13 protein-coding genes are annotated in these 15,437 nt (G+C 70.9%); 11 read left to right on the forward strand and 2 right to left on the reverse strand.

Translation table 11 applies throughout. The features are described from left to right. The first annotated feature begins 16 nt into the window (after window positions 1-16). The 11 genes from FNH24_RS17985 to FNH24_RS18035 all read left to right on the forward strand — a co-directional run bounded on the left by FNH24_RS17985 (window position 17) and on the right by FNH24_RS18035 (window position 11,742). Window positions 17-955 carry an N-acetylneuraminate synthase family protein gene (locus tag FNH24_RS17985; protein ID WP_152363593.1) on the forward strand — a complete coding sequence of 313 codons (939 nt, stop codon included), beginning with the start codon at window positions 17-19 and terminating at the stop codon, window positions 953-955. A 32-nt stretch (window positions 956-987) separates the two neighbouring features. After that, a complete protein-coding gene (locus tag FNH24_RS17990; RefSeq protein WP_152363594.1) occupies window positions 988-1,998 on the forward strand; it encodes a hypothetical protein in 1,011 nt (336 codons plus the stop codon). Window positions 1,999-2,136: 138 nt separating this feature from the next. Then, window positions 2,137-2,514, forward strand: coding sequence for a hypothetical protein (locus FNH24_RS17995; protein WP_152363595.1), 378 nt, complete (start codon window positions 2,137-2,139; stop codon window positions 2,512-2,514). 24 nt (window positions 2,515-2,538) lie between these two features. Beyond that, window positions 2,539-3,180, forward strand: coding sequence for a vWA domain-containing protein (locus FNH24_RS18000; RefSeq protein WP_152363596.1), 642 nt, complete (start codon window positions 2,539-2,541; stop codon window positions 3,178-3,180). 161 nt (window positions 3,181-3,341) lie between these two features. Further along, window positions 3,342-4,112 carry a bifunctional 1-(5-phosphoribosyl)-5-((5-phosphoribosylamino)methylideneamino)imidazole-4-carboxamide isomerase/phosphoribosylanthranilate isomerase PriA gene (priA, locus tag FNH24_RS18005; RefSeq protein WP_152363597.1) on the forward strand — a complete coding sequence of 257 codons (771 nt, stop codon included), beginning with the start codon at window positions 3,342-3,344 and terminating at the stop codon, window positions 4,110-4,112. After that, window positions 4,109-6,505, forward strand: a complete 2,397-nt coding sequence (locus tag FNH24_RS18010; RefSeq protein ID WP_152363598.1) for an HAD-IB family hydrolase — start codon at window positions 4,109-4,111, stop codon at window positions 6,503-6,505. Before priA ends, FNH24_RS18010 begins: the two co-directional genes overlap by 4 nt. Before the next feature lie 47 nt (window positions 6,506-6,552). Then, on the forward strand, window positions 6,553-8,103 hold the full coding sequence (locus FNH24_RS18015) for a lactate racemase domain-containing protein (protein WP_152363599.1): 1,551 nt from the start codon (window positions 6,553-6,555) through the stop codon (window positions 8,101-8,103). Further along, window positions 8,100-8,738, forward strand: coding sequence for a lysophospholipid acyltransferase family protein (locus FNH24_RS18020; RefSeq protein WP_152363600.1), 639 nt, complete (start codon window positions 8,100-8,102; stop codon window positions 8,736-8,738). Before FNH24_RS18015 ends, FNH24_RS18020 begins: the two co-directional genes overlap by 4 nt. 84 nt (window positions 8,739-8,822) lie before the next feature. Further along, window positions 8,823-9,884, forward strand: coding sequence for a GNAT family N-acetyltransferase (locus tag FNH24_RS18025; protein WP_152363601.1), 1,062 nt, complete (start codon window positions 8,823-8,825; stop codon window positions 9,882-9,884). Window positions 9,885-9,894: 10 nt separating this feature from the next. Continuing rightward, a complete protein-coding gene (locus FNH24_RS18030) occupies window positions 9,895-10,647 on the forward strand; it encodes a YebC/PmpR family DNA-binding transcriptional regulator (protein ID WP_152363602.1) in 753 nt (250 codons plus the stop codon). 93 nt (window positions 10,648-10,740) lie between these two features. Continuing rightward, window positions 10,741-11,742 carry a Gfo/Idh/MocA family protein gene (locus FNH24_RS18035; protein WP_152363603.1) on the forward strand — a complete coding sequence of 334 codons (1,002 nt, stop codon included), beginning with the start codon at window positions 10,741-10,743 and terminating at the stop codon, window positions 11,740-11,742. A gap of 46 nt (window positions 11,743-11,788) precedes the next feature. Here the strand turns inward: FNH24_RS18035 and FNH24_RS18040 are convergent, their stop codons facing one another. Both FNH24_RS18040 and FNH24_RS18045 read right to left on the reverse strand, forming a co-directional pair. Continuing rightward, the gene (locus tag FNH24_RS18040) at window positions 11,789-13,681 is read right to left on the reverse strand and encodes a heparinase II/III domain-containing protein (RefSeq protein WP_152363604.1); all 1,893 of its coding nucleotides are present in this window, start codon (window positions 13,679-13,681) and stop codon (window positions 11,789-11,791) included. A 46-nt stretch (window positions 13,682-13,727) separates the two neighbouring features. Next, the gene (locus FNH24_RS18045; RefSeq protein ID WP_152363605.1) at window positions 13,728-15,344 is read right to left on the reverse strand and encodes an extracellular solute-binding protein; all 1,617 of its coding nucleotides are present in this window, start codon (window positions 15,342-15,344) and stop codon (window positions 13,728-13,730) included. Window positions 15,345-15,437: the final 93 nt, after the last annotated feature.

The raw sequence follows: 15,437 nt of genomic DNA on the forward strand, positions 1-15,437 counted from the left end.
TCCTAACTTCGCAGCCATGACAGCCAACCATGAGTTCATCGCGCCGACCAGGTCCATTGGTGATCATCAGGTCGGTACCGATCACCCGGTGTACGTCACCGGCGAGATCGGCATCAACCACAATGGTGATCTTGAGAACGCCAAGGCCTTGATCGACATCGCCGCCGACGCCGGCTGCGACGCGGTGAAGTTCCAGAAGCGGACCCCCGAGGTCTGCACGCCGCGGGACCAGTGGCAGATCGAGCGGGACACCCCGTGGGGCCGGATGACCTACATCGACTACCGGCACCGGGTCGAGTTCGGCGCCGACGAGTACGCGGCGATCGATGCGCACGCCAAGGAGCGCGGGATCCACTGGTTCGCCTCGCCGTGGGACGTCGAGTCGGTCGACTTCCTGGAGGACTTCGACGTGCCGGCGCACAAGGTCGCTTCCGCGTCGCTGACCGACGACGAGCTGCTGCGGCGACTGCGGTCCACCGGCAAGACGATCATCCTGTCCACCGGCATGTCGACCCCGAAGCAGATCCGGCACGCGGTCGAGGTGCTCGGCAGTGAGAACATCGTGCTGTTGCACGCCACCAGCACCTACCCGGCCAAGGCCGAGGAGCTCAACCTGCGGATGATCCACACCCTCCAGTCGGAGTTCCCCAACGTCCCGATCGGCTACTCCGGCCACGAGACCGGCCTGCAGACCACGCTGGCCGCGGTCGCGCTCGGCGCCGTGTTCGTCGAGCGGCACATCACCCTCGACCGGGCCATGTGGGGCTCCGACCAGGCCGCCTCGGTCGAGCCGCAGGGCCTGGTGCGGCTGGTCCGCGACATCCGTACCATCACCGAGTCGCTCGGTGACGGGGTGAAGAAGGTGTACGACGGCGAGCTCGCCGCCATGAAGAAGCTGCGCCGGGTGCCCGGCGTCCTCGCTTCGCAGGAGTCGCCGCAACTCGTCGACGCCTGACGCACGGGACACTGCGGGGTAAGGAAGGTCCGATGAAGACGCTCGCACTGGTGGAAAGCCCGACCCAGCTCTTGAACGTGCTGGAGTGGGCGCACCGGCACGACGTACAGCGGGACGACCTGACCACGGTGGTGTTGGCGCCGCGCCCGGAGCAGTCTCGGCTGCAGCTGCGCCGGATGACCGAGATCGCCCGCAACCTGCGGCAGGTCGTCCGGTGGCACGAGCCGCGGCTGGGGGCGGCGTCGACCGCGCGGACCGTACGGGCGATGGCCGGCGAGCTGATCGGGATCGACCGGCTCGTCGTCGGCGATCCGTTCTCCGGCGTCATCCAGGTCGTCCTCGGCGTCACCCGGGTGCCGGAGGTCGTGATCGTCGACGACGGCACCGCCACGATGGAGTTCGCCCGGTTGTGGGCCAGCGGCGAAGAACTCGTCCGCTGGCACACCACCCGGACCTCGCCGCACCGGCGGCAGATCGCGTCCCTGGCCCGACGCCGTATGACGGCCGCGACCGGGAGCAAGATCAGCCTGTTCAGCTGTCTGCCGCTGGAGGTCGACCTGCCGGTGGTTCGCAACGATTTCGGTTGGGTCCGCAGCCAGTACGGCCAGCCGACGGTCAAGATCACCGGCGACCTGGTCGGCACCTCACTCGTCGAGACCGGGGTGGTCGACGAGGAGGCGTACCTGCGCGGCGTCGGCACCCTGGCCACCCGCTATCGGGTCGACCGTTACTTCGCCCACCGCAAGGAGGAGCCGGCGAAGCTGGCCCGGATCTCCGCCCTCGGGCTGGAGGTGCTCCGGCCCGAGCTGCCGATCGAACTGGCCGCCCGGATGGGCCCGGTCGGCCGCTATGTGGTCAGCTTCCCGTCCACGGTCGTGCACACCCTGCCGACCGTGCTCTCCGACACCGCGGCCGAGCTGGTCGTCTGCGACATCGCCCAGGACTGGTTCACCGCCGAGGCCGCCGCCACCTCCGGCAGCTTCCTCTCCCACGTCTCCACCACGGCCCGCCGCGACCACGGCCTCGCCGCCACCGCCTGCTGAGAGCCGGTTATCCACACCCTCACGCCGAGTTGTCAGAACTGAGTTGTGCCATAGCGCAACTCACTTCTGACAACTCGGCGAAAACTTGGGCGGCCCGCAGAATTTGCGTGGGCGCAGTTTGTGCGGCATGCTGGGGGCATGTCCGATGACACCACGGTCGATGACGTACGGCGAGCGCTCGATGCGGCCGACGGCACGACGCCGGAGGAGGCGCTGCCGCATCTGCGGGAGGCCGCCGAACGGCTGACCGAGCTGATCGACGCGGCCTTGGCCGACGCCGTGCTCAGCGGCGGCGCGAGCCTTCGCTCGGCCGGCGTGCAGGCCGGCCTGTCCGAGAACGCGGTCGGGCCTCGGCTGGCCCGGACCCGGCAGCTCGGCGCGTACGCCGACGACCGGGGCCGGGTCACCGCGGCCGGGGTGGAACGGGCGAAGTACGACCGGGAGTCGGGCACACCACGCCCGGCACCGGAGCGGGCGGCGCCGATGCGGTTCAAGCCGCGCCGGCCCACCGGCTGAGTCCAAGGAGGGAAGGGAGACCCTATGACCGACCAGTTGCTCACCCAGATCTACGTATTGCTGGATCGCAGCGGCTCGATGCAGTCGATCAAGAGTGACATCGAGGGCGGCTTCGCCGCCTTCATCGAGGAACAGCGGGCCATCGAGGGCGACTGCCGCGTCACCCTGGCCCGGTTCGACGACCACTACGAGGAGGTCTACGCCGACGTCGCCGTCGCCGAGGTCCCGCCGCTCAGCCTGGAGCCGCGCGGCAGCACCGCCCTGCTCGACTCGATGGGCCGGCTGATCACCGACGCCGGCCAGCGGCTGGCCGCGCTGCCCGAGGAGCGGCGGCCCGGCACGGTCGTCGTCGCGATCATGACCGACGGCCTGGAGAACGCCAGCCGGGAGTGGACCCGGGAGGCGATCAAGTCCCTGGTCGAGCAGCAGACCAACGCGTACCGCTGGCAGTTCCTCTACATGGGCGCCGACCAGGACGCGATCGAGGTCGGGGCGTCGATCGGTGTCGCCCGTGACTACGCGGTCACCTACGGGCGCGGCAAGAGCGCCGAGGCGATGCGCGCCAACGGGGCCAAGATCTCGGCCCTGCGCACCGCCCGACTGGCCGACCCGGCAGCCGCGATGCCCGCCTTCACCGCCGAGGAGCGCGACGAACTGGCCGACTGACCGAACGAAAGCCCGACTTGTCGTGGCTGGGTGTTCTGGGCGATGACCGCCCAGCGCCCAGCCGCTACAAGTCGGTCGGTCGGGAGGTCTCGGTTTATGCTGCTGGTTCAGGTGGGACGGGGTGGGCGAGCGGATTCGCCCGAGCGGATAGGGTCTGGCGCGTGGATTCATTGGTGTTGCTGCCGGCTGTCGACGTGGCCGGAGGCCAGGCCGTGCAGTTGGTGCAGGGCAAGGCCGGTACCGAGAAACGGTTCGGCGAGCCCGCGGCGGCGGCCCGGCGGTGGGCCGAGGACGGCGCCGAATGGATCCACCTGGTCGACCTGGACGCGGCGTTCGGCCGCGGCGACAACGCGGCCCTGATCGCCGGTGTGATCGCCGGCCTGAGCGGCGATCACCCGGAGCTGAAGGTCGAGCTGTCGGGCGGGATCCGTGACGACGCGAGCCTCGACCGGGCCCTGTCCACCGGCTGCGCGCGGGTCAACATCGGCACCGCGGCGCTGGAGCGGCCCGACTGGTGCGACGAGATCATCGCCGCCCACGGCGAGCAGATCGCCATCGGCCTGGATGTCCGCGGCACCCGGCTGGCCGCGCGCGGCTGGACCGAGGAGGGCGGCGAGCTCTATCCGACGCTGGACCGGCTCAACGCCGCCGGCTGCGCCCGCTTCGTCGTCACCGACGTCGCCTCGGACGGCATGCTGGCCGGGCCCAACCTGGAGCTGCTGCGTGACGTCTGCTCGCGTACCGACGCCGCGGTGATCGCCAGCGGCGGCGTCTCCAGCCTGGACGACATCGCCGCACTGACCACGCTGGTGCCGGACGGCGTCGAAGGCGCGATCATCGGCACCGCGTTGTACGTCGGCAACCTGACCCTGCCCGAGGCCTTACGGGTCGCCGCCGGTGTTGCGCCGGCACCGAGCGGGACCGGATCATGACCCTGGCCCCCGAAGCCGCCACGGGTTCCGCCGGGAACACCGCGACGGCCCGATCACCGCTGGCTGATTCACCGCTGGGAGATTCACCGCTGGCGGGGGCCCGGCTGCGGGAGCGGCTGGCCGGGATGACGGTGCTGGTCACCGGCGTGACCGGCTTCATCGGCGAGCAACTGCTGTGGAAGATCCTGACCGAGCTGCCCGACACCCGGGCCGCGGTGCTGGTCCGGCGGAAGCGTTCGGCCTCCGGCCGGGAGCGGATGATCACGCTGCTGAAGAAGAAGATCTTCAGCGACCTGCGCGACGCGGCCGGCGGCGTCGAGGAACTGCTGGACGCCCGGATCGACGTGGTGGAAGGCGATCTGCCGAATGTCCCGGAGCTGCCGCGCGGCATCGACGTGATCATCCACTCGGCCGGTGACGTGTCCTTCGACCCGCCGATCGACCAGGCGTTCACCACCAACGTGGTCGGCACCACCGCGCTGATCGGCCGGCTGATCGAGGCCAACTCCGACGAGCACGGCACGCTGATCAAGGTGCCGCACTACGTGCACATCTCCACCGCCTACACCGCCGGCCGGCGGCGCGGTGTGATCCCGGAGGCGCCGCACGAGCACGACATCGACTACCGGGCCGAGACCGAGGCCGGCTTGCGCATGCGGGACCTGATCGAGGCCGAGTCGCGGACCTCGGACCGGCTGACCAAGCTGCGCAAGGAGGCCGAACGGGAGCACCGCGCGGCCGGCTTCCTGACCACGGCGGCCGACACCGAGCGGCGACGCAAGGAGTGGGTCACCGCCGAGCTGGTCAAGGCCGGCACCGAACGGGCCCGCTCGCTCGGCTGGACCGACGTCTACACGTTCACCAAGGCGCTCGGCGAGCGGGCGGTCGCCGACCGGGGCGCGGGCATCCGGGTCTCGATGGTCCGGCCGTCGATCGTCGAGTCCAGCTGGCGGCACCCCTACCCGGGCTGGATCGAGGGCTTCAAGATGGCCGAGCCGCTGATCCTGGCGTACGGCCGCGGCGAGCTGCCCGAGTTCCCGGCCTCGCCCGACTCGGTCGTCGACATTGTGCCCTGTGATCATGTGGTGAACGCGATCATCGCCGTCGCCGCGACCGAGCCCGAGGTGGGGGAGCCGGAGTATTTCCACGTCTCCTCGGGGGCCCGGAATCCCATCACCTTCAAGGATCTGTACGGCCACATCCGCTCCTACTTCACCGCGCACCCGTTCGTCGGCGGCGCCCGCGGCGCGGCCCACCTGCCGCAGTGGAAGTTCCCCGGAGCGGCGTCGGTGGAGCGACTGCTGTCCACCTCGGAACGGGCGCACAAGCTCGCCGACCGGGTGCTGTCGATGGCGCCGCGCTCCAACCGGACCCGGACCATGGCCAAGGGCCTGGACCGGACCCGGGGCCGGCTGGACTTCCTGCGCAAATACCTGTCGCTCTACAACGAGTACGCCCAGTCCGAGCTGCATTTCGTCGACGCCAACACCCTGGCGCTGCACCGGTCATTGCATCCCGACGATGTGGACGGCTTCGCCTTCGACACGGGCGCCTACGACTGGACCACGTACATCGAAGAGGTGCACTGCCCGTCGATCACCGCGCCGGTGCGCCGGATGGACGCGTTGCGCCGCAAGCGCGGCAACCGGGCGACGACGATGCGCGACCTGAGCCGGGACACCGCCGGGTCGAGCGCGCTGGCCGTGTTCGACCTGGACGGCACGATCATGTCGACCAACGTGATCGAGCAGTATCTGTGGACCCGGCTGCCCGAACTGTCCCGGGCCCGCCAGCTGACCGAGGTGGGTCAGGTGTTGCGCCGGCTGCCGGCCTACCTGCGCACCGAACGCCGCGACCGGGGCAGCTTCCTGCGCGCGGTCTACCGGCGTTACGCCGGCGCCGACCTCGAGGCGCTCGAGCAGCACATCGACACCGTGCTGGCGCCGCACATCCTGAGCCGGTTGTCGCCCGAGGCGGTCCGCCGGGTCCGGGCGCACCGCGACGCCGGCCACAAGACGATCTTGATCACCGGGGTGGTGGCGCCGCTGACCCGGCCGCTGCGGCCGCTGTTCGACGAGATCGTCGCGGCCGAGTTGGCCACCGACGACGCCGGTCGGTGCACCGGCTTCCTGACCGGCCCGCCGCTGGTCGGGGAGTCGCGGCCGGCCTGGTTGCGGCATCACGCCGACACCCACGGCATCGATCTGACCAGGAGTTACGCCTACGCCGACTCGCACTCCGACCTGCCGATGCTGAGCGCGGTCGGCAACGCGGTCGCGGTGACGCCGGACATCGCGTTGATGCGAGCGGCTGCGGCGAACCAGTGGTCGGTGGTGGAATGGAAGATCAGGCCCGACATGCCCCGCTGGTTGCTGCCTGGGGGAGACCAGTGAGGACCGCCATGAGCCCAGTGACCATGATCAACAGGGGAGACCAGTAGATGGCCCGGCCCGGCTTCGTACTCGAGGTCGACGAGCGCACCCCGCCGCTCGTCGTCCACTCCGGCGACGCTGTCGTACGGCAACTGTTCCCGCTCGGCGCGAAGGTGATCTATCCGCCGGACCCGCTGCCGACCCTGGCCGACGTGCGGGGCGAGATCGGCCGGGCCCTGGACCGGCCGCTCGGCGCCGAACCGCTGGCCGCGCGGCTGCGGCCGGACAGCATGATCACCATCCTGGTGGAGGATCTCAGCGTCCCGGTGCCGTCGATGCCCGCCCCGGATGTCCGTGGCGTGATCATCGAAGAGGTGCTGAGCCGGGCTGCCGACGCCGGTGTCGATGACGTCCAGGTGATCGCGGCCACCGGGCTGCGCCGCCGGTTGACCGGGGCCGAGCTGCGCCGGCTGGTCGGAGAGCGGGTCTACCGGTCGTTCAGCGCCGACGGGCTGCTGCGCAACCATGACGCCGAGGACGACGACCGGCTCACCGGCATCGGCGCGGTCTCCGACTCGACCGTGCGGGTGGACCGGCGGGTGATCGATTCCGACGTGGTCGTGGTGGTCCGGATCGCCGGTCAGCCGGCCCCGGCCTTCGACGTGCCGGAGGGCAGCCTCGGTCACTGGCTGGCCGCCGGCGTCGGCTCGACGGCGACGATCACCGGCCTGACCGGGCCCGACGGCGAGGCGATCGCCCGGCTGGTCGGCGGCGCGGTCGACGCGTTCGCGATCGACGCCGTGCTGGACAACCGCACCTTCGGCGCGCCGGTCGAGTTCCTCGGCCGGCGGGAATGGGAGTGGGGGCTGCGGGACCAGGCGCGGGCCACGGTGCTGCGGCAGGGTCTGGCGTTGACCCCGTCGAAGCTGCGCCGCAGCCTGGTCAACAATCTGCCCGGCAGCTACGGGGTGGTCAGCGTGGTCGCGGGTGACCCGGCGCAGGTCGCCGATGCCGCCGCCGAGACCGTACGCAAGCAGCAGTTGGTCGAGGTCGAAGGCCAGGCCGACGTGGCCGTGGTCGGGGTGCCGCAGGCCGGTCCGTGCAGCGTCGGGTCGGTGACCAACCCGCTCCTTGCCGCCTGGTCCGGGCTGGTCGGCACGCTCGGCGCCGCCACCGGCAAGCCGGTCGTCCGCGACCGCGGCGCGGTGATCGTCTACCACCCGGCGCGGAGCGAGTTCTCGCCGCTGCACCACCCGTCCTATGTCGACTTCTTCGACGAGGTGCTGCCGTCCCCTTCGACAGGCTCAGGACAAGCGGCGGCGACAGCGGAGGCGTTCGCCAAGTTCGCCGACGACGAGTGGTATCGCCATCTGTACCGCACCGGGCACGCCTTCCACGGCGTGCATCCGTTCCTGGTCTGGGCCGAGGTGACGGCGGCGACGGCCCGGCTGTCCGACGTGGTCTGGGTCGGCGGCGACCGCGCGACCGTGGCCCGGATGGGCTTCCGGGCGGCGTCCAGCCTGGCCGACGCGTTGGAGATGACGGCCGCCTCGGTCGGCTCCGACCCGAAGATCAGCTATCTGCACAGCCCGCCCCGCGTGCTGGCGGAGGTCACGTGATCGCCGCCCGGCTGCAGGCCGGCTACCAGGCGCTGCTGCACCCCGCGGCCCGGGCGACCCTGGCGCTCGAGACGTACGGTGCCGCCGAGTTGCGCCGGCACACCGAGCCGCTGATCTTCCTGGTCGGCGACGGCCAGCGGGTCGACCGGTCGCTGGCGGTGAGCGGGCTGCCGCGAACGCTGCGCCGGCGCACCGTGGCGGTGCCGGAGCTGCGGCAGGCCGAGCGCCTGCTCGGCCGCGGCTGGAACGTCGTGGTCTCCGGCGACGACCCGGCCGGGGTCGCGGCGGTCGCGGTCCGGCTCCGGGTGCCGATCATCCCGGTCGGCGTGCGGGGCACGGTCGCGGCGGTCGAACCGGGCCGGCTGTTGCCGCGGCCGGGACGGCCCCGGGTCGCGATCCGGTACGGACTCCCGCTGGAGCCCGCGATCGGCGAGACGCCCGCGGTGCTGGCCGTTCGGGCGGCGCAGGCGGTGCGCAGTCTGATCGCCGAGGACTCCGCCACCTGGTGGGCGGTCCGCCGACATCGGGTGGACGAGGCCGCGACGGCACCGGGCGGCTGGCGCCGGACCTGGCAACAGACCGAACGACCCCTGATCGGCGGGCGGCGAGCGCCCCGCAAAATCTGGCAACGATAGCCCCCGCAGGACCCCGCGCAACCCGCGGGAGGAATCCGAAGGTGAGGCCCCAATGCCCAAGGGAACCGACCAGCAAGGAGCACTGTGGTAGACCAGCCGGCCAGCGACGGCCTGACCTGGCAACCGATTACCCAGGCGGATCTGGACGATCTGGGGGTGCTGCTGACCGCGATCGAGCACCTCGACGAGCCGAGCGAGCGGCACAACATGGACGCCCTGTCCGACGCCTTCGTCGGCCCGGACGCCGACCCTGGTGAGGACTCGTTGCTCGGCCGGGACGGCGGCGGCATGGCGGTCGCGTACGCCTGGAACCATCCGGCGACCACCGACCTCGACCCGCGCCGGGTCTATCTGACCGGCGGCGTCCACCCCGGCTGGCGGCGGCAGGGGATCGGCCGGCAGTTGCTCGGCTGGCAGCTCGACCGGGCCCGGGAGTGGTACGACGAGACCTACGCCGAGCTGGTCGGGCCGCTGCAACTGACCGCCTACGTCGACGAGAAGCTGGAGGAGCAGCAACGGCTCTACCGGGCCGCGGGCCTGGCCCCGGTCCGCTGGTTCGCCGACATGGGGCTGACCTTCGAACGGGAGGAAGACGGCTCGCCGCGGCTGCCACCGGCCGGGGAGGTGCCGGCCGGGATCCGGCTGGTCCCGTACAGCAAGAAGCTGTCCGAGGCGGTCCGGCTGGCGCACAACGACGCCTTCTCCGAGCACTGGGGTTCGAAGCCGGTCGCCCGCGGGCCGTGGGAGGACCAGCTGAGCCGGTCGGTTGCTCGGTCGAGCTGGTCCTGGGTCGCCTTGGACGCCGCGACCAGCGAGGTCGCCGGCTACGCGATGAACTCCGCCTACGAGCAGGACTGGGAGGCGCAGGGCTTCTCCGAGGGCTGGACCGAACGGCTCGGGGTCCGCCGCGCCTACCGTGGCCGGGGCATCGCCCGGGCCCTGCTCGCCGCGTCGATGGCCTCCTTCGCCGAGGCCGGTCTGGACGGGTCCGGGATCGGCGTCGACTCCGACACCCCGACCGGCTCGATCAATCTCTATCCCGAGCTCGGCTACGCGGCGACCAGCACGATCGTCATGTACGCCCGACTGGAGCAGCGCGACCCCGACTCGGCTGGGGAATCGGGGGAATCGGAGGACCGGCGCTAGGATCGGCGACATGTCGGGTCATTCCAAGTGGGCAACCACCAAACACAAGAAGGCCGTGATCGATGCCCGCCGGGGCAAGCTGTTCGCCAAGCTGATCAAGAACATCGAGGTGGCGGCTCGGGTCGGCGGCGGCGACCTCGCCGGCAACCCGACGTTGTACGACGCGGTGCAGAAGGCGAAGAAGTCGTCGGTCCCCAATGACAACATCGATCGCGCGGTCAAGCGCGGCTCCGGGGCCGAGGGCGGCGGTGCGGATTACGAGACCCTGATGTACGAGGCCTACGGCCCGGCCGGGATCGCGATGTTGATCGAATGCCTGACCGACAACCGCAACCGGTCCGCCTCCGACGTGCGGGTCGCGGTCACCCGCAACGGCGGCACCATGGCCGACGTCGGCTCCACCGCCCGGATGTTCAACCGGAAGGGCGTCGTGATCGTCGGCAAGGAGCAGGAGGGCAAGTCGGTCACCGAGGACGACCTGCTCGAGGCGACCCTGGACGCCGGCCCGGAGGAGGTCAACGACCTCGGCGAGAGCTTCGAGATCATCACCGATCCGAACGACCTGGTCCAGGTCCGCAGCGCCGTGCAGGCAGCCGGCCTCGACTACGACTCCGCCGAAGTGTCGTTCGTCCCCTCCTTCACCCAGGAGATCGACGTGCCGACGGCCGAGAAGCTGTTCAAGATCATCGAGGCGCTCGAGGACTCCGACGACGTCCAGAACGTCTACTCCAACTTCGACGCCCCCGAAGAGGCCCTCGTCTAAAAACCGCCGACCCGTCACAAACGCACGCGTTCTCGCGGCGTGTCGGTGCACAAGTGACGTCTCGGGGAAGCCGGGCTGCTGAAGGGATCGGGTATGTCGGGGAGTTCGATCAAGGTCGGCGTCGTCGGCTGCGGTGCGGTCGCCCAGTACGGCCATCTTCCGGCCATCCTGGCCGAGCCGGGGCTGGAGCTGGCGGCCGTCTGTGAGGTGGATCCCGATCGGCTGGCGCAGGTCGCGGCGTCGACCGGGGCGCGTCCGTACCGCTCACTCGACGAGTTGGCCGCGGCCGATCTGGACGCGCTGGTGATCACCTCGCCGGCGCCGCTGCACGAGGAGCACATCACCTGGGCGGCGGGGCAGGGTCTGCCGGTGCTGTGCGAGAAGCCGCTGACCCTGGACGAGGCGGGCTCGGTCCGCGCGATCGAGGCGATGGAAGAGGCCGGGCGGCCGCTCTACGTCGGCTTCACCTATCGGTTTGCTCCGGCCGCGCTCGACATCCACCGGCTGATCCGCGAGGGCGCGATCGGAGAGCCGCGGGCGCTGCGGCTGATCTATCTGTGGGATCTGCACGGCGCCTACGCCGACCGGGAGCAGCACACCGGCGTCAACGAGCGCCGCGAGGGCAGGATTGCCGAGGGCGGCCCGATGATCGACTGCGGCGTGCACCAACTCGACCTGGCGCGGTGGTGGCTCGGCGGGGAGCCGGTGCCCACCTCGGTGGTCGGGATCAGCGTCGAGGGACGGACCGTGCCGGACCACATCGTGGCCCACCTCGACGTCGACGGCTGTCAGGTGATGGTCGAGATCAGCATCGGCTACGGCCACACCGCGCCGCGGACCCTGCCCAGCTACAGCTATGAGGTGATCGGCAGCGAAGGCGTGCTCCGCTACCGCCGGGAGGAGCGCGAGTTCGTCGCGATCGGCCGAGACGGCATCCGCGAGCTCGCCTGGTCGCCGGAGAAGTCCTTCGACGGCATGTACGCCGCCTTCGCCCGGGCCCTGGCCGGCGACCCCGCCGACTCGCTGCCCACCGGCCGCGACGGCCTGATCGCCACCCAGCTCGCCACCGCCATCACCCAACGCGCCGCCCGCTAACCCTCCTCAGCCGAGTTGTCAGAACTGAGTTGTGCCATAGGGCAACTCAGTTCTGACAACTCGGCGAATTCTGGGGCTCGAAGGTCACGGCGCAGCGGCCCGTGGCGGCCGGCGTGCGGATGATCAAGGTGGTACGCCAGAGGCGGTCGCCCCAGACCCACTGGAGGCGACGGCTGGTCAGGTCGATCACCTCGGTCAGCACCTCCAGAGCCTCGGCGTCGAACCGTACGGCGAGCGGCCGGGTCGGCGTCCGGACCTGGAGCAGTCCGGGCTCGACCGGCTCGGGGTAGCCGGAGAACATCAGGGTCAGCCGGACCTCGGCCGGGTCATGATCGAACTCCCAGCGGTCGGTCAGGGTGACCCGGCCGTCGCCGGCCCGGTCCAACTCGGCGCTGCGCCGCCAGCCGCGCAGCCCGGCCTCGGCCGGATAGGCCCCCGCGAGGTCCGCCTCGAAGATCACCTGGTCGTCGGCGAGGGTGCAGCCGACGTCGCGGGCGGCGTGGTCGCGGCCGGGAGACTGCTCGTGGCCGTCGGTCAGCGGGACGTTGTGGAAGGCGCTGCGCAGGGTCCAGAGTTCGTAGCGCTGCGGGCTGAAGTGCTGCTGGCTGTATTCGTCGACCCCGGCGTCGACCAGGACCGGGTGACCGTCCAGGGCGACCAGGACGGTGCCGACGTCGTTGTGGTTGTGATCTTCGCCGTTGTGACCGCCCTTCGCGGACAGGAACAACCCGGCCCGCTCGCCGGCGGACTGTCGGGCGGTGAGCAACTGGGTGTCGGGCCACCAGGCCTGATCGATCAGCGGCGGCTCGGCCGGCGGGGCGTCGCGCCAGTCGTGGTCGGCCAGGGCGAGCAGGCTGCGGCCGAGGCCGGCGCCCGGCTCGACGACCGGCCCGGCGCCGCGCATCGCCCGGCCGTGGTCGACGAGTTGTTGATCATGGATCCGGCGGCCGAACCGGTGCATCAGGTGCGCCACCGTCACGTCGGGGTCGAGCTTGGCCGGGCCGTCGGCGACGTTGACGTACCAGTCGTCGGCGATGTGCACCCGGTGCGGGTAGCGGGCGATCTCGGCGACCAGCGGTAGCCCGTACCCGTCCAACTCGGCACCGCCGGCGAGCCGCAGGATCTCCAGGCACTCCGACAGCGAAGCCCCGGCCCGCCACCAGTAGAGCTGACCTTCGTCGCAGGCACCGTCGGCCGGGTAGCCGGCCAGGAAGACGTCCAGGCCTTCGACCGCGCGCTCGGTCGTGCGCAGGATGTCCTCGTGATCATGGTCCAGCAGCAGCGAGGTGGCCAGCACGTTGGAGTTGATCCACGGGTTCCAGTTGTTGACCCGTCCGCGGCGGCCGAACCAGACCCAACTGTCGACGGTCCGCTGCGGCACCAGCATCCGGCGACCGACCTCCTCGGTCAGCCGCTCGGCCAGCCCCGGCGCGCGCTCGGCCAGCCGGGTCCGGAGCACGGCCAGCAGCCAGGCCAGCAGGGCCCCGGTCTCGGCGGCGAACAGGTCGAGCGTCGGCTCCTCGGCCCGCGGTACGGCGAGCAGGTTGCGCCGGCCGTTGGACTCGTCGTGCGCCGGCAGGCACCAGGTCCACTCGGCGGCGAGCAGCCAGGCCCCGTCGATCACCTCGTCGTGCCAGCGTTGATCATCAGCCAGGCAGGCGGCCAGCACGGCGGCGGCGAGGCGCCGGCGCCGGGCCAGGAAGCTGGTCTCGTAGCGGACCCGGTTGCCGGTGCGGGCGAAATCCAGCCAGAGCGAGCCGGTGAGCTCCGGCCACGGCCCGGCAGCCAGGGCGTCGGCATGATCAAGCAACGCCGTCCGGGTCGCCGCGTCGACGCCGTCCCAGAAGGCGCGGTCGTCGACCGGTGGGACAGGCCGCCACCGACCGGGCGCCGGCAGGTGAGCGGCCAGTCGCTCCCGGGTCAGCAGCTCGCTCAGCATCCGGCGGCTCCGCCCGGCGCGACCAAGATCATGATCATGATCTTGATCAGCGGTTCCGGGCCAGGGACTCCTCGTACTCGGTCCTGATCTTGTCGCCGCCCTGCTTGCGCCATCGGTCGACCGTCGCCTTCCATTCCGTGATCGGCTTGCGACCCTGGAAGATCTCGTTCTGGGTGTCCTCCAGCAGGGCGCTCAGCTGGGCGCCTTCGCTGCCCTGGCTGGGGGAGTGGTGGCCCAGCACCGGCGTCTGCTTGGAGATCGGGATCGCCCGTTCCTGGTACGCATGCTGCTGTTCGGTCACCTCGGGCAGCCCCGGATCGTAGAGGACGGCCGGCGGTGAACCGAGGTAGTTGATCACTCCGGTGGCCTCGAGGGTGCCGGTCTCGGTCGGCGTCGGTTCGCTGCCGTCCATCGTGTAGTGGACGCCCTCGACGCCGTACTTCACCTGCAGATACTCGGTGGTGCCGAACGGTGCGGCGAGGACGTTGGCGATCCGCAGCAGCTCGGCGACCCGGCCCGGCTCGCCCTGCTTGATCGCCACGGTGCTGTACGACGGGTTGCCCTTCCACAGGCAGCTGGTCGAGCCGGCGTCGAAGCCCGGCGGCAGCATGCCGGCCAACCGGACCTCCGGGTCGGTCGCCCGGAGCTGTTGGGCGTAGCCCGACCACACCGTGTAGTTGTTGTAGATCAGCGGAGTCGTGTCGCCGACGAACAGCGCTCGGACGTCGACCGAGCCGCCGAGTGAGTCGGGGTGGAAGACGCCCGCCTGCCACAGCTCGGCGACCAGCCCGATCGCCTGCTCGGTCTGCTCCAGCTCGGCGATGTGGGTGAGCCTGCCGCCGTCCTCGCTCCAGTCCGGCGAGGCGACCCCGAGCATCTGCTGGATGAAGATCTTGACGCCGTTCGGGGTGGCACAGGCCCAGCGGTTGGCCCGGGCATCGGTGAGGTCGAGGCAGAGCTGCTTGAACTCGGCGAAGTCCTTCGGCTGTCCGTTCAGGCCCTTGGCCTCGAGCAGATCGGCCCGGCTGTACATGATCGGCCCGACGGCGGCCCGGTGGATCGGCAGCCCGTACAGCCGGCCGTTGAACACGCAGGTCCGCCACGCGTCGGTCGGGATGTTGGCCAGGAACGGATAGTCGTTCACCGCGTCGCCCGACACGTGCTCGGTCAGGTCGGCGAACCGCGCCTCGAGCAGATCGGGGATCCGCGGGATCCCGTACAGCTGCAGGATGTCGGGCAGGTCGCCGCCGGCGACCACGGTGCTCAGCTTGCTGGTGTAGTCGGCCACGGTGGTGAGTTGCAGGTTGAGATCGACGTTGAGGAACTCCGACATCGCCTGCAGGTAGCGGTTGCGGTCGGCGCTGGGCGGGATCGGGCCCGGGTTCGACGCCATCGCGACCACCGGCCCGCCCGTGCCCGGCTTCTCGGTCAGCCCGGTGACCGGCTCGGCCGGGTAGCGCAGGAAGCCCGCCTCGACGCCGGCCGTGGACGCCGGGAGGTCGGGCTTCACGCCTTGGTACGGGGCATAGGTCGGCAGCGCGACCGCGGCTTCGGTGGCGGTGCCGCCCGGCGCTTGATCACTGCCGGGCGAGCAGCCCGCCAGGGCTGCCGCGCCGGCGCCGCCGAGGGCGCCGAGGACGGTTCGTCGTTGAATCGTGGTCATGGCTACACCTCACTCCGGGACGTTCCGGAAGGAGCAGGAGCTCGGGAAATCGCCTTCCCGACTGTGAATTAAAACGATACAACCGGCTTCTTC

This window comes from Microlunatus speluncae (assembly GCF_009299835.1).
Taxonomy (GTDB): domain Bacteria; phylum Actinomycetota; class Actinomycetes; order Propionibacteriales; family Propionibacteriaceae; genus Microlunatus; species Microlunatus speluncae.

Coding starts and splice junctions, on each gene's coding strand:
- FNH24_RS17985 (WP_152363593.1), top strand. CDS start 17: ATGACAGCCAACCATGAGTTCATCGCGCCGACCAGGTCCATTGGTGAT.
- FNH24_RS17990 (WP_152363594.1), top strand. CDS start 988: ATGAAGACGCTCGCACTGGTGGAAAGCCCGACCCAGCTCTTGAACGTG.
- FNH24_RS17995 (WP_152363595.1), top strand. CDS start 2,137: ATGTCCGATGACACCACGGTCGATGACGTACGGCGAGCGCTCGATGCG.
- FNH24_RS18000 (WP_152363596.1), top strand. CDS start 2,539: ATGACCGACCAGTTGCTCACCCAGATCTACGTATTGCTGGATCGCAGC.
- FNH24_RS18010 (WP_152363598.1), top strand. CDS start 4,109: ATGACCCTGGCCCCCGAAGCCGCCACGGGTTCCGCCGGGAACACCGCG.
- FNH24_RS18015 (WP_152363599.1), top strand. CDS start 6,553: ATGGCCCGGCCCGGCTTCGTACTCGAGGTCGACGAGCGCACCCCGCCG.
- FNH24_RS18030 (WP_152363602.1), top strand. CDS start 9,895: ATGTCGGGTCATTCCAAGTGGGCAACCACCAAACACAAGAAGGCCGTG.
- FNH24_RS18035 (WP_152363603.1), top strand. CDS start 10,741: ATGTCGGGGAGTTCGATCAAGGTCGGCGTCGTCGGCTGCGGTGCGGTC.
- FNH24_RS18040 (WP_152363604.1), bottom strand. CDS start 13,681: ATGCTGAGCGAGCTGCTGACCCGGGAGCGACTGGCCGCTCACCTGCCG.
- FNH24_RS18045 (WP_152363605.1), bottom strand. CDS start 15,344: ATGACCACGATTCAACGACGAACCGTCCTCGGCGCCCTCGGCGGCGCC.